The organism is Rhodococcus antarcticus, assembly GCF_026153295.1.
In the GTDB taxonomy this organism is placed as follows: domain Bacteria; phylum Actinomycetota; class Actinomycetes; order Mycobacteriales; family Mycobacteriaceae; genus Rhodococcus_D; species Rhodococcus_D antarcticus.
The window spans coordinates 2,456,642-2,468,966 of record NZ_CP110615.1; the positions used below are offsets into that span (position 1 = coordinate 2,456,642).

Genomic DNA, 12,325 nt, shown 5'->3' on the forward strand with positions numbered 1-12,325 from the left:
CCCCTGCGCACCGACCTGTGACAAGGCGGTCGGTGCAGCGACGTGGTCGGGGGTGGCTCAGAGCTCCGGCTGGTCGGTTCGCACCGTGCGGTCGACGACGGGCGTGCCGTCCACCACCCGGTAGAAGGTCATCTGCTCGAGGCGCGGGGAGTACCCGTGGATGCTCACGGCGGGCTCGTCACCGTCGTTGCGGATGTCGTGGATGTGACCGGGATCCACGGTGCGGAGCCCGCCCACGCCCAGGGTGTCGGCCCGCAGACCTCCGTGTCCGTCCGGTCGGACCTCGGTCACCGTGCCCTGCACCACGGTCAGCGCCGCGGTCGACCGCCCGTGGTCGTGCAGGTCGGTGCTCTGGCTGCGGGTCCACGTGAGCAGCCACAGGTCCACGTCGCCCGGGCCCTCCAGCCGGCTCCAGCAGCGGTCGCGCTCGGAGAAGCGCACGAGCGGGCGCCACAGGTCCGGTCGCGCCGCCGCGGCGGTGACGAGCTCGGCCAGCCGGGTGGTGAGGCGGTTGTGGGTGGTGGGGGTCAGCAGCGGGGTGTTCACGGTGGTCCTCGTCCGTCCTGGGCACCGGGCGTCACCACCGTTGGGGGTGCGCCTGGAGGTCCTCGCGGGCCCCGACGCGACGCCGGGGCCTGGTCGTCACCCGGAGCACCCCGCCGCAGTGCGGGGATGCCGGCCAGCGCGCCGGGGCTCGGCGCTGGCGCTCGTGACCTGGGGTGATCTTGTTCGCCAGTCGTCGGTGCTGTCAAGCCGCTCCCCGTCCCCCGCCTCCCGGGATGCGGGGGACGGGGAGCGCTCGTGCTCGACACGACCACGAGCGCTCCCCGGTCACCGGTCCACGGGGGTCAGCGGTAGAGCGAGAACTCCGGTGCCCGACGGTTCAGCGCCCAGTCGCCGACCTCGCGGGCCTTGTAGGCCACCGGGTCGTGCAGGGTGTGGGTGCGCAGGTTGCGCCAGTGCCGGTCGAAGCCGTAGCCGCTGGTGGTGGCCCGCGCCCCCTGGATCTCGAACAACCGGCTGGCCGCGGACAACGAGGTCGTCGTGGTCACGACCTTCGCCTCGTAGATCGCGACGGCTGCCTCCGCCCGCTCGTCGTCGGTCAGCTCCGGCCCGGTGTCCAGGGCCGTCTGCAGCGCCCGTCCCGCCCGGTCCGCGAGCAGCGCCGCCGCCCGGACCTCGCTGCGCACCTCCCCGATGGTCTGCAGGACGTAGGGGTCGTCGCCGGCCCGGTCCACGCCCGAGCTCTCCCACGCGGTGCCGTGCAGCCGCACCCAGTCCAGGGCCTCCTCCAGCGCCCCCTCAGCCGTCCCGAGGTAGAAGTTGACGAACGCGAGCTGCCAGTGCGGGGTGACGAGCGTCTGGTACGGACTCGGGGTCCGGCCCGTCAGGGGGTCCTCGCCCAGGATCTCCGAGCGCTCGACCCTCGCGTTCTCGAAGACCACGCCCCCGGAGTCGGTCAGGCGCTGACCGATGTTGTCCCAGTCGCCGAGGGCGGTGAACCCGGCCCGACCGGCGGGCAGCGAGACGAACACGAGGCTGTCGTCGAGGGTCGCGGTGACCGAGAGGTGGTCGCCCAGGCTCGCACCCGAGGCGAAGGTGCGCCGCCCGCTCAGGCGGAAGCCGTCCCCGTCGCGGGTCAGCACGAGCCCGTCGGCGCCGCGGGGGTTCTGCACCCCGCCCCAGAACAGCCGGCCCTCGGCGTTGCGCCGGGAGTGCTCGGCAGCCTGCTCGGCGGTGCCGAACAGGTGCGCGATCCGGGTCTGGGCGTAGTGGTAGCCCAGCAGGTGGGCGATGGAGGTGTCGCCGCGCGCGACGCGGCGGGTGAGCAGCGAGGCCTGCGCGTAGCCGAGCCCGGCCCCGCCGAGGACCACGGGCTCCTGGACCTGGAGCAGGTCGTGCTCGCGGAGCAGCTCGACCTCCGCGCGCGGGCTGGCGCCGAGGTGGTCCCGCTCAGCGGCGGTGGCGCGCAGGGTGGCGGCGACGAGGTCCGCGCGGGCCAGGGCGGCCTCGAACGGGGTGGTGCCGGGGTCGAGCGGGGCGGGACGGGTGTCGAGCTGGGCAGTCACGGGGAGCTCCTGGAGGATCGAGGGGCGGATCGAGGGGGTGTGGTCCTGGCGACGAGCTCAGGGACACACCGCGCTCGCCGTGCGCCGGAGATCGACGGCACGGCGGCGCACCAGGGGCACGCGGGGACGCAGGGATCGGGACACGAGGTCTCCGGAGGTGGGACCGGGCGCGCGCGACGGGCGGCTCGGCGAGGGATGGACCAGGAGGCGGGGACGACCGGGGTCAGCGACAGTCCACGTCGGCGACGGCCAGCGGGTGCACGCCGAGGAGATCGGTGCGGTGCTCAGGCACGGCGGCTCCCCTTGTCCAGGACCCGGAGGTCCACGCTTGCCCCGGTGGTCACCGGGGCCTGGTCGTCACCCGGAGCACCCCACCGTGGCGGAGGGTTGCCGGCCAGCGAGCCGGGGCTTGACGCTGGCACTCGTGACCTGTGGTGGATCTTGGCGGCGCCGACACCGCCACGTCAACCGTGCCCTCCCACCATCTGGGAGCAACCGCTGGTGGGTACCGTGAGCCCATGCGGGTGCTGGTGGTCGAGGACGAGCCGCGCCTGGCCGAGACGGTGCGCCGGGGGCTCACCGCCGAGGGCGTCGTGGTCGAGATCGCCGACAATGGTGTCGACGGGCTCTGGATGGGCACCAACGCCACCTACGACGTCATCGTGCTCGACATCATGCTGCCGCGGCTGAACGGGTACGACGTGCTCAAGGGCCTGCGCGCGAAGGACGTCTGGACGCCCGTGCTGATGCTCACCGCCAAGGACGGCGAGTACGACCAGGCCGACGCCTTCGACCTCGGCGCCGACGACTACCTGACCAAGCCGTTCTCGTTCGTCGTCCTCGTGGCGCGACTGCGGGCCCTGCAGCGCCGGGGCGCTCCGGCGCGCCCCACCGTGCTCGAGGCGGGCGACCTCTCCCTGGACCCCGGCCGGCGCCGGGTGGTCCGCGGCACCACCGAGCTCTCGCTGACCCCCCGCGAGCACGGTCTGCTCGAGTTCCTCCTGCGGCACAAGGGGAACGTGGTGACCAAGGGGGAGATCCTGCGGGGGGTGTGGGACGCGCACTACTCCGGCGACGACAACGTCGTGGAGGTCTACGTCGGCTACCTCCGCCGCAAGATCGACACCCCGTTCGACCGCCGGGCCATCGAGACCGTGCGCGGGGTCGGCTACCGGCTGCACGCCGACGGCGGCTGAGCAGGCCCCCGCTCACCCCAGCGGCAGGCGCACCCCGACCTCGGCCCCCCCGGCGGCGGACTCCCCCACCACCACGCTGCCCCCGTGCGCGGTGACGATCTCCACGACGATCGCCAGGCCCAGTCCGGACCCCCCCGCCGAGCGGGCCCGATCGGCGTCGAGGCGGACGAAGCGCTCCAGCACCCGGTCCCGCTCGACCGCGGGGATGCCCGGCCCGTCGTCGCCCACCGTCAGCACGGCCCAGCCACCGTCGGCGCGGCAGCTCGCCCAGATGCGGCCGTGGGCGTGGCGCACGGCGTTGTCGGTGAGGTTGCGCACGACCCTGGCCAGGCGCGCGGCGTCCCCGCGCACCCGCACGGGGTGCACCGCCGCCACGACGTCGAGCCCCCCGGCCCGGGTCCGGGCGACCTCGGCGTCGACCAGGTCGTCGAGGTCCACGTCGCCCACCTGCAGCGGGAGTCCGCGCTCGTCGGCGCTCGCGAGCAGGAGCAGGTCGGCCACGAGCTGGCGCATCCGCTCCGCCTCGGGCAGCAGCACCCCACCGACCACCTCGGCATCGAGGGTCTCGGGGTGGTCGCGGGCGAGCTCCAGCGCCGCGGTGATCGTGGTCAGCGGGCTGCGCAGCTCGTGGGAGGCGTCACCCACGAACCGCCGCTGCGCCTCCTGGCCCGCCTGCAACCGGCTCAGCATCGCGTTCATGGTGCGGGCCAGGCGCGCGATCTCGTCCTGCGGAGCCGGAACCGGCACCCGCTCGGCGAGGTCGGCCGAGCTCACCGCGGCCACCTGCACCCGCATCCGCTCCACCGGTCGCAGCGAGCGGCCGACGAGCGCGTACGTCGCCACCCCCACGACGAGCACGATGACCGGCAGGCCCACCGCGAGCAGGGCGGCCACGGTCACCAGGGTGCTCTCGACCGGCTCCTGCCCGGCCGCCACCAGGACCGTCAGCTCACCCTGCGCTCCGTCCACGGCCTGCGCGGTCACCCGGAAGTCGTCAGGGACGAGGGGGCTGGAGTCCTCGTCGACCACCAGCACCTGCCCCACCGATGGCCGCGTCGCGATCATCGGGAGCTCGGGGGCGCCGGGCGAGGCCAGCACCACCACCCCGTCCGCGTCCAGCACCTGCACCGCGGCCGTGCGACCGTCGGTGGCGAGCAGCTCAGGGGCGAGGTCCCCGGGGGCGACCGACTCCAGCTGGGTGCTGATCTCCGCCGCGCGCGAGGCCGAGGACGTGTCACCCGCGGACTGCAGCGACCGCTGCAGCACCAGCAGCAGCGCCCCGGAGGCCAGGGCGAAGGCCACCGTCACGACGAGGGCGGCGGCCAGTGCCGAGCGCGTGCGCACCCCCCACAGCGAGGGCCGGACCAGGACGTGCACCCCCACAGCCTGCACCACCCCCGTCCAACGAGGACGCCGCCGAGCTCGACCTCCTGCCGGCCACGCCGGTGATCCTGGCCGCGGGCGTGCTCGAGCTCCCGTCCCGGGCCCGCGGGCGAGGGCACCGGCGGCGAGGGGTCAGGGCGCGACGAGCTCCAGCAGCAGCTGCAGCACCACGCGCACGGTGCGCTCGCGGACGTCCGCCCGCCCACCCGGCACGTGCAGCTCGCGGGAGACCGACCGCAGCGGGCTCTGCACGCACACGTGCACCAGGCCCACGGGCTTGTCCGCGCTGCCGCCCCCGGGTCCGGCGATCCCGGTGATGCCGACACCCACGTCGGCACCGAGGCGCTCCCGGACCCCCGACGCCATCGCCACGGCCACCTCGGCGCTCACCGCGCCCAGGGCGTCGATGAGCTCGGCCGGCACGCCGAGCGCTGCGGTCTTGACGCCGTTGGAGTACGAGGCGATCCCGCCGAGCACCCGCACCGAGGAGCCCGCCGGGTCGGTCAGCCGGGCCACGAGCATCCCCGCGGTGCACGACTCGGCGGTGGCGATCGTCCAGCCGCGGGTGTCCAGGGCCCGGGCCAGCAGCTCGTCGACCTCGGCCCCGTCGGTGGAGAACACGGTGGACCCGTGCGCGCCGTGCACCGCGGCCACGAGGGCGTCGTAGCCCGCCTGGTGCTCGGGGCCGAAGCGGGTGACCACCTCCAGCTCGCCGCCGCGCAGGCACGTGGTGATCTCCAGGCCGTCGAGGGTGCCCTCGAGCCCACGCAGCGTGGCGGCGAGCTCGGACTCCGGTGTCCCCCACAGGCGCACGGTCCGCTGGCGCAGCTCGGTCGCCCCGGCCAGCGCGGCCCGGACCCGCGGCGACTCCAGCGCTGCGGGCCACATGCCCCTCAGCTCCCCCGGCGGGCCGGGCAGCACCAGCACGGGCGGTCCGGTGCGCCCGTCGGCCACCGGCACCACCAGCCCGGGCGCGGTGCCCACCGGCTCGATCACCTCGGCCCCGGCCGGCACCACGGCCTGCTTCCGGGTGCCGGCCGCGGTCGCCCCGGGGTCCATCCGCCAGCCCCGGTCGCGGCTGAGCCGCGCGACGATCTCGGTGATCCGGCCCTCGAGGGCCACGTCGAGCTCCGGGGCCCGGCCCTGGACCTGACCGACGAGCTGCGCGGTGAGGTCGTCGGCGGTGGGCCCGAGCCCACCGGTGGTGATGACGAGGTCCGCGCCGGTGTCGGCCAGGAACCGGAGCGCGGCGGAGAGGTCGTCCGGCCGGTCCCCCACGACCACGACGTGCCCGACGTCCACCCCGAGGCGACGCAGCGCCTCGGCCAGCCAGGGTCCGTTGCGGTCGGGCACCCGGCCCGTGAGGACCTCGGTGCCGGTGACGACGATGCCCGCGCGCGCAACCATGCACCGAACCCTAGGCGCGCACGAACCTCACGGCGCGGGGTGCCCGGCGAGGGCCGCGGCGAGCGCGAGCACCTTCTTGGCCCCGGCAAGGCGGGGTCCGTCGCTTCCGTCGCGGACGCGGGCCCCGTCCTCCCCGAGCTCGGCCACCACCCCTCGGGCCGCAGCCACGGCGGGGGCACCCGGGGACAGCAGCCGGTTCAGCGTGGGGGCCTGCTCCGCACGCAGGCTGAGCCGACCCGTCATCCCCAGCGACGCCGCCAGCTGCGTCTCCCGGACCAGCGCCGCCTCGTCGACGGCCAGGGTGGGTCCGTCGACCGGCCCCCCCAGCCCGGCGGCCCGGCTGGCCACGACCAGCCGTGAGCGTGGGTAGGCCAGGGCCAGGGGATCCTTGCTCGCTCCGGTGTCGCGGCAGTAGTCGCCCACGCCGAAGGCCAGCCGCAGGGTGGCCGACGCGCGCGCCACCTCGAGCGCCGCCTCGACACCCAGGGCGGACTCGACCAGGGCCACCACCGGGGTGCCGGCCGGCAGCCGGGCGGCGGTGTCGTCGACCTCCGCGGCGCTCTCGGTCTTCGCCAGCACCACGCCGAGCAGGCCGGGTGTGTCGGCGAGGGCGTCGAGGTCGGTGGCCCAGTGCGCGGTCGTGGTGCCGTTCACGCGCACCCACGCCTGGCCGCCCGCCCGCAACCACGCGAGCACGTTCGCGCGGGCGAGGGTCTTCCCCGTCTCCGCCACGGCGTCCTCGACGTCCAGGACCACGACGTCGGCGGCTCCGTCGGCAGCCGAAGTGAAGCGCTCCGGCCGGTTCGCCGGCACGAGCAGCCAGGACCGGGCGATCCCGGGGTCGATGCGGCTGCGGTTCGCGGAGATGCTCACAGGACAACCGTACTGCTGCCGGGGACCCCGTTCGACCTACCGGCGGGTAACCGTGAGCTCTACGGCTGCAGACCCGGCACGATCCGGATGTCGCGGACCGCCCCGTCGCCGAGGGCCGCCAGCGCCGCCTGGTAGTCGGCCCCGTCGTGCGCCGCCACCGCGGCCTCGACGGACGGGAACTCCAGCAGCACCGACCGCTGCTCGACCCCCTGCTCGAACCAGGCCGCTGCGGTGCCGCGGGCGAGGAAGGTGCCGCCGGCCGCGGTCAGCGCGGGACCGGCCAGCGCGGCGTAGGCCGCCATCTTCTCGTCATCGAGGATATCGGCGTAGGTGCTGATCCAGTAGGCGCTCATCGGGCGATCGTCGCACGGCAGGCTCTCCGCGACCCCACCCGTGACAAAGGCCCCCAGGTCAACCCTGGGGGCCTTCGTCGAACCGTGGTAGCGGGGGCAGGATTTGAACCTGCGACCTCTGGGTTATGAGCCCAGCGAGCTACCGAGCTGCTCCACCCCGCGTCGTTGGTGTGAACCAGACGTTACCGGGGGGCGGAGCGCAGGTGCAAATCCTGGGCCCGCCCCCGGGCATGACGTGGGTCACCTCGCGGGCGCTACCCCGTCGCGGTCGGCGTGGGCGTCGCCGGGGTGGGCGGAGCCGTCAGTGCCGTCGTCGGGACGGGCTGACCGGTGGCCCGCTCGTAGGCCTGCACGGCCGCGTCGAGCTGGGTGAGCGCGGTGCCCAGCCGGCCGAGGTCACCGCTGGTCTGCGCCGACTTCACCTGGGCCAGCGCGGAGTTCAGCCCCGCCACCGCCTGGTTCTGGGTGACCGTCCCGCCCGGCGCCGAGCTCGTGGGCGGTGCCGTGGTGCTCGTCGGCGGGGCCGTGGTGGTCCCGGGCGTCGGACCGTCGGCCGGCGGCGTCACCCCTGATCCTGCACCGGCCCCGATGACCTGGTCCAGGGCCGCACCCAGGGTCGAGGCGTAGCCGATCTTGTTGTTGTAGCTGACGATGACGCGGGCCAGCTGGGGGAACGAGGACGACTGGCCCGAGCGTCGCAGGTACACCGGCTCCACGTACAGCAGCCCCGACGCGCCGATGGGCAGCGTGAGCAGGTTGCCGTAGGTCACGGTCGTGGAGTTCTGCCGGATCGGGTTGAGCTCACCGGCCACGGCCCCGTCGGAGACCATCCGGTTCTGCACCTGTTGCGGCCCCTCGGACTGCACCGTGGTGGGGAGCTGCAGGACGGTGATCTTGCCGTAGGTGCTGGGATCCGAGCTGGCGGTGACGTAGGCGGAGAGGAACTGCCGGTTCAGCCCGACCAGGGCGCTGGTGAGCTGGAAGGACGTCTTGGTCTTGTCCTCGGGGTCGGCGGCGAGGATGTAGTACGGCGGCTGGTTGAGGCTCCCGGTCTTGTTCTCGATCGTCGGGTCGGTCGCCACGTCCCAGAAGTTGTTGCTGTTGTAGAACTCCGTCGGGTCGGACACGTGGTACTTGGTCAGCAGCTCGCGCTGCACCTTGAACAGGTCCTGCGGGACCCGGAAGTGCGCCCGCAGGTCCGGCGAGACCTCGCTGGCCGGCTTGACCACTCCGGGGAACACCTTCTCCCACGCCTTCAGGACCGGGTCGCTCTCGTCGCTGGCGTACAGCGTGACCGTGCCGTCGTAGGCGTCGACCGTGGCCTTCACCGAGTTGCGGATGTAGGACACCTGGTCGGTGGGCAGCTGCTGGATGCCCGTGGTCTCGGTGCTGTCGGTGGTGGCGGTCGTCAGCGAGGTGCTCTGGGCGTAGGGGAACGAGTTCAGGGTCGTGTAGCCGTCGACGATCCACTGGATGCGCCCGTCGACCACGGCCGGGTAGGTCTCGCTGTCGGTGGTCAGCCACGGCGCGATGGCCTTCACGCGGGTGGCCGGGTCGCGCTTGAACAGGATCTTGGAGTCGCCCGAGACCGCGCTGGAGAACAGCAGGTTGCGCTCGCCGTACTGCCCGGCGAAGGCGAGGCGGTGCAGCAGGCTGCCCACGGGCACTCCACCGGATCCGTCGTAGGTGGAGGTCGCGGTGTCCGTGTCGTACTCGCGGGAGGCCCCGTTGCCGCCGACGATGGCGTAGTCGGGGTTCGAGCCGCCGATGAGCGGGCCGTAGTAGATGCGCGGCTGCACGACGGCGAGCGGGTCGGTGGCCGCGTCACCCGGCGAGGCCAGGTCGCTGACGGTGTAGACCGGGGAGCCGGCGTTGCCGCTGCCCCCGCCCCCGCTCGCGTCACCCACGGCGGCGTTGACCTGGTTGGCCGGCGCCGCGACGATCCCGTCGCCGTGGGTGTAGACGGTGTGGCGGTTGATCCAGTTGGTCTGGTTGCCGCTGAGGTTTGCCGGGTCCAGCTCGCGCGCGGCGACGACGTAGTCGCGCTGCTCGCCCTTCACGGTGTACCGGTCGACGTTGAGCGTGTTCGGGAAGCCGTAGAAGTTCTTCAGCTGCTGCTGCTGGGTGAACGTGGGCGAGACGACGTTGGGGTCGAGCAGGCGGACGTTGGAGATGGTCGGGTCGGTCTTCACGTCGCTGGGGGCGACGGTGTCGGTCCCGGAGTAGCTGACGTAGCTGACGTTGTCGCCGCCGATGTTGTACGCCTGCCGGGTGGCGTCGATGTTGCGCTGGATCGACGTGGCCTCGCGCTGCGCCTCGTTGGGGTTGACCGAGAACTGCTGCAGCACGGCGGGCCAGGCAGCGCCGACCACCACCGAGGAGAAGACCAGCAGAGCCAGGCCCAGGGCCGGCACCCGCAGGTCGCGCAGCACCACGCCGGCGAAGAAGGATGCGGCGCAGATGATCGCGATGGCCAGCAGGATCAGCCGTGCGGGCAGCACCGCGTTGAGGTCGGTGTACGTGGCACCGGTGAAACGGGTGTTGCGGTTGCTGGAGAGCAGCGCGTAGCGGTCGAACCAGTAGGCCACCGCCTTGACCAGGACGAACACCCCGGCCAGCGTGGCGAGCTGCACCCGGGCGGCCCGGGTGAGCTGACCCCCGCGGCCGGCCAGGCGCAGGCCGCCGAAGATGTAGTGGGTGACCAGGTTGGCCAGGAACGCCAGGACCAGGATCACGAACAGCCAGTCGAGGATCAGCCGGTAGAACGGCAGGTCGAAGGCGTAGAAGCCGACGTCGAGGTTGAACACCGGGTCGGTGGTGCCGAAGCTGGTGCCGTTCATCCACAGCTGCACCGTGGTCCAGCTGGCCTGTGCTACCAGTCCGGACAGCACTCCCACCACCAGCGGGATGCCCAGGCCGAACCAGCGCAGCCGCGTCATGATCGTCGTGCGGTACCGGGCCACCGGGTCGTCCGGGCCGGCCACGGGCACGAACACCGGGCGCGACCGGTAGGCCAGCAGCAGCGCACCGCTGATCGCCCCCGCCACGAGCACGGTGAAGACCAGGAAGAGCACCGCACGCGTCACGATGACGGTGGTGAACACCCCGCGCTGGCCGACCTCGCCGAACCAGAGCCAGTTCACGTAGGTCTCGATGAGCCGCGTGCCACCGAAGAGGACGACGAGCAGCACGACCCCCGCGATCAGCAGCAGTCGACTGCGCCGGGACAGTCCGGGAACTCCGGAAGGGGGCCGCACGGCCACGGGTCACGCTCCAGCTCTTGTCGCACGGCCCGGGGGCCGCTCACGGGTGCACGACGGCGGCGCTCGCGCGTCACCGTCGAGGACCACTCTACGGACGGCGGTGTGGGACTCCTGTGGCCCGTGCGGCGTCCGGTCCCCGGCTGCGAGGATGCACACATGAGCCAGCTCACCCCCACGGCGCTGTCCACCTGTGTGCGCGAGGTCGTCGAGTTCGTCGACGCCGGGGGCTGGGACCAGCCGCCCCAGCTGTTCGCCCTGGTCCCCACGGCCGAGCTGCTCGCCCAGGAGCCGGACCTGCACGGTCAGCTCGACGCCACGGCCGAGCTGACCCCGGTGGCCCAGGACGCGCTGCCGGGCGGGGTCGAGGGCGCCGCCCCCGAGCTCGACGCCGCCCTCGCCCAGATCCTCTGGCCGGCCGGGGTGTCGGGGTGCGCGCTGGTGCAGGAGGTGCTGATCCTGCCCCCCGACGCGGAGGCGGAGCTGGACGCGGCCGGCGCGGGGACCGACGCGCTGGCCCGGGCCGCCGCGCACCCCGAGCGGCGCGAGGCCCGTGTGGTGGCGGCGGTGCTGCGCGACGGGCAGGCGCTGTGCCTGCTGCAGCTGCGGGCGGACTCCCCGGCCGACGGGTCACCGGAGCTGCTGGAGCACCCGGATCTCGCGCCCGGCCTCGTCGCCGCCCTGCACGCCACGTTCGCCGACTGAGCTCCCGGGGGGCGGGCTCAGCAGCTGGGCACGTCGGCCCCGGCCGCGAGGCTGTCGAGGTCGCCCACGGCGTCGGCCAGGGTGTCGACCTTGACCAGCCGCAGGCCGTCGGGGGCGTTCGCCAGCGCCTCCGCGCAGTTCTGGGCCGGGACCAGGAAGGTGCTGGCCCCGGCCTCCCTGGCCGCGACGAGCTTGAACGGGATGCCACCGATGGGCCCCACCGTGCCCACGGAGTCGATGGTGCCGGTGCCGGCCACGAACGCGCCGTTGTTCAGCTCACCGGTCGTGAGCTTGTCCACCACGCCCAGGGCGAACATCAACCCGGCCGACGGGCCGCCCACGTCCTGCAGGCTGATCTTCACGGTGAAGGGGACGTCGGGCTCCGCCGAGGTGGTCACGCCCAGGAATCCCTGCGTCTGGCCGTCGGGGAACGTGCCGAGCACCACCGATCCCGTGGCTGCCGTGCCCCCTCGGGTGTAGCCGAGCCGCACCCGCTGGCCCGGTGCGCTGGCCGCGAGCGCGTCGCGGACCCCCGTGGTGGAGGTGATGGCGGTGCCGTCGACCGAGGTGATCTGGTCGCCGGCCTGGAGCACCCCGGCCGCCGGTGAGGCGTCAGCCAGCTGGGCGACCTTGATCGTGAACGGGTACTTCAGGTAGCCGAGGGCAGCGACCACCGCGCTCGACTCCGACTGCTGGAAGTCGGCCGTGTTCTGCTGCTCGATCTGCTGGGTGGACCGGTCGGCGGGGTAGACCGTCTCGCGGGGCACCAGGGCGTCGCGCCCGCTGAGCCAGAGCCCGACCGCCCCGAACAGGGTGATGCCGTCGCGGACCGACACCGTGGTCATGTTCAGGTTGCCGGCCGTCGGGTAGGTCTGCGTGCCCTCGATGTCGACGACCGGGGTCCCGCCCACGTCGGCGAGGGTGTTGTACGTGGGTCCGGGGCCCAGGGCCACGAACGGCACCCGTACCGCCGACCCGAGCGCTCCGAGCACCACCACGAGCGCGAGCCCGGTCAGCAGGGTCACCGTTCGACGAGTCACGCAACCACAGTAGGCACGCGCGGCGCGGTGTTCGCGCAG

General features: G+C 73.6%; 11 protein-coding genes, 1 tRNA gene and 2 riboswitches. Of the genes, 2 read left to right on the forward strand and 10 right to left on the reverse strand.

Annotated elements, in window-relative coordinates; translation table 11 throughout:
* Positions 1-57 precede the first annotated feature (57 nt).
* From RHODO2019_RS11965 to RHODO2019_RS19350, 3 genes are all read right to left on the reverse strand, one after another.
* Positions 58-546, reverse strand: coding sequence for a cysteine dioxygenase (locus RHODO2019_RS11965; protein WP_265382011.1), 489 nt, complete (start codon positions 544-546; stop codon positions 58-60).
* Between the two features lie 57 nt (positions 547-603).
* Positions 604-715, reverse strand: a riboswitch (SAM riboswitch).
* 133 nt (positions 716-848) lie between these two features.
* A complete protein-coding gene (locus RHODO2019_RS11970) occupies positions 849-2,069 on the reverse strand; it encodes an acyl-CoA dehydrogenase family protein (RefSeq protein ID WP_265382012.1) in 1,221 nt (406 codons plus the stop codon).
* A gap of 57 nt (positions 2,070-2,126) precedes the next feature.
* Positions 2,127-2,213 (reverse strand): putative leader peptide, encoded by an 87-nt coding sequence (locus RHODO2019_RS19350; RefSeq protein WP_354005600.1) that lies wholly within the window; start codon positions 2,211-2,213, stop codon positions 2,127-2,129.
* A gap of 175 nt (positions 2,214-2,388) precedes the next feature.
* A riboswitch (SAM riboswitch) is annotated at positions 2,389-2,499 on the reverse strand.
* 88 nt (positions 2,500-2,587) lie between these two features.
* Between RHODO2019_RS19350 and RHODO2019_RS11975 the strand changes: the two genes are divergently transcribed.
* Positions 2,588-3,265, forward strand: coding sequence for a response regulator transcription factor (locus tag RHODO2019_RS11975; RefSeq protein WP_265382013.1), 678 nt, complete (start codon positions 2,588-2,590; stop codon positions 3,263-3,265).
* 12 nt (positions 3,266-3,277) lie between these two features.
* On the opposite strand, the gene RHODO2019_RS11980 is transcribed toward RHODO2019_RS11975, so the two are convergent.
* From RHODO2019_RS11980 to RHODO2019_RS12005, 6 genes are all read right to left on the reverse strand, one after another.
* Positions 3,278-4,642, reverse strand: coding sequence for a sensor histidine kinase (locus tag RHODO2019_RS11980; RefSeq protein WP_265382014.1), 1,365 nt, complete (start codon positions 4,640-4,642; stop codon positions 3,278-3,280).
* Positions 4,643-4,780: 138 nt separating this feature from the next.
* Positions 4,781-6,055: a competence/damage-inducible protein A gene (locus RHODO2019_RS11985; RefSeq protein WP_265382015.1), complete on the reverse strand. Its 1,275-nt coding sequence runs from the start codon at positions 6,053-6,055 to the stop codon at positions 4,781-4,783.
* 27 nt (positions 6,056-6,082) lie between these two features.
* The gene (locus tag RHODO2019_RS11990) at positions 6,083-6,928 is read right to left on the reverse strand and encodes an HpcH/HpaI aldolase/citrate lyase family protein (protein WP_265382016.1); all 846 of its coding nucleotides are present in this window, start codon (positions 6,926-6,928) and stop codon (positions 6,083-6,085) included.
* Between the two features lie 59 nt (positions 6,929-6,987).
* A complete protein-coding gene (locus tag RHODO2019_RS11995; RefSeq protein WP_265382017.1) occupies positions 6,988-7,281 on the reverse strand; it encodes a DUF1330 domain-containing protein in 294 nt (97 codons plus the stop codon).
* Positions 7,282-7,366: 85 nt separating this feature from the next.
* A tRNA-Met gene (locus tag RHODO2019_RS12000) sits at positions 7,367-7,443 on the reverse strand.
* A 92-nt stretch (positions 7,444-7,535) separates the two neighbouring features.
* The gene (locus tag RHODO2019_RS12005) at positions 7,536-10,544 is read right to left on the reverse strand and encodes a UPF0182 family protein (RefSeq protein WP_265382018.1); all 3,009 of its coding nucleotides are present in this window, start codon (positions 10,542-10,544) and stop codon (positions 7,536-7,538) included.
* Between the two features lie 156 nt (positions 10,545-10,700).
* Between RHODO2019_RS12005 and RHODO2019_RS12010 the strand changes: the two genes are divergently transcribed.
* Positions 10,701-11,246 (forward strand): PPA1309 family protein, encoded by a 546-nt coding sequence (locus RHODO2019_RS12010; RefSeq protein WP_265382019.1) that lies wholly within the window; start codon positions 10,701-10,703, stop codon positions 11,244-11,246.
* A 17-nt stretch (positions 11,247-11,263) separates the two neighbouring features.
* On the opposite strand, the gene RHODO2019_RS12015 is transcribed toward RHODO2019_RS12010, so the two are convergent.
* A complete protein-coding gene (locus tag RHODO2019_RS12015) occupies positions 11,264-12,286 on the reverse strand; it encodes a YlbL family protein (protein WP_265382020.1) in 1,023 nt (340 codons plus the stop codon).
* Positions 12,287-12,325: the final 39 nt, after the last annotated feature.

Excerpts from the sequence above, each read along its gene's own strand:
- RHODO2019_RS11975 (WP_265382013.1), top strand. The coding sequence starts at position 2,588 with ATGCGGGTGCTGGTGGTCGAGGACGAGCCGCGCCTGGCCGAGACGGTG.
- RHODO2019_RS11995 (WP_265382017.1), bottom strand. The coding sequence starts at position 7,281 with ATGAGCGCCTACTGGATCAGCACCTACGCCGATATCCTCGATGACGAG.
- RHODO2019_RS11985 (WP_265382015.1), bottom strand. The coding sequence starts at position 6,055 with ATGGTTGCGCGCGCGGGCATCGTCGTCACCGGCACCGAGGTCCTCACG.
- RHODO2019_RS12010 (WP_265382019.1), top strand. The coding sequence starts at position 10,701 with ATGAGCCAGCTCACCCCCACGGCGCTGTCCACCTGTGTGCGCGAGGTC.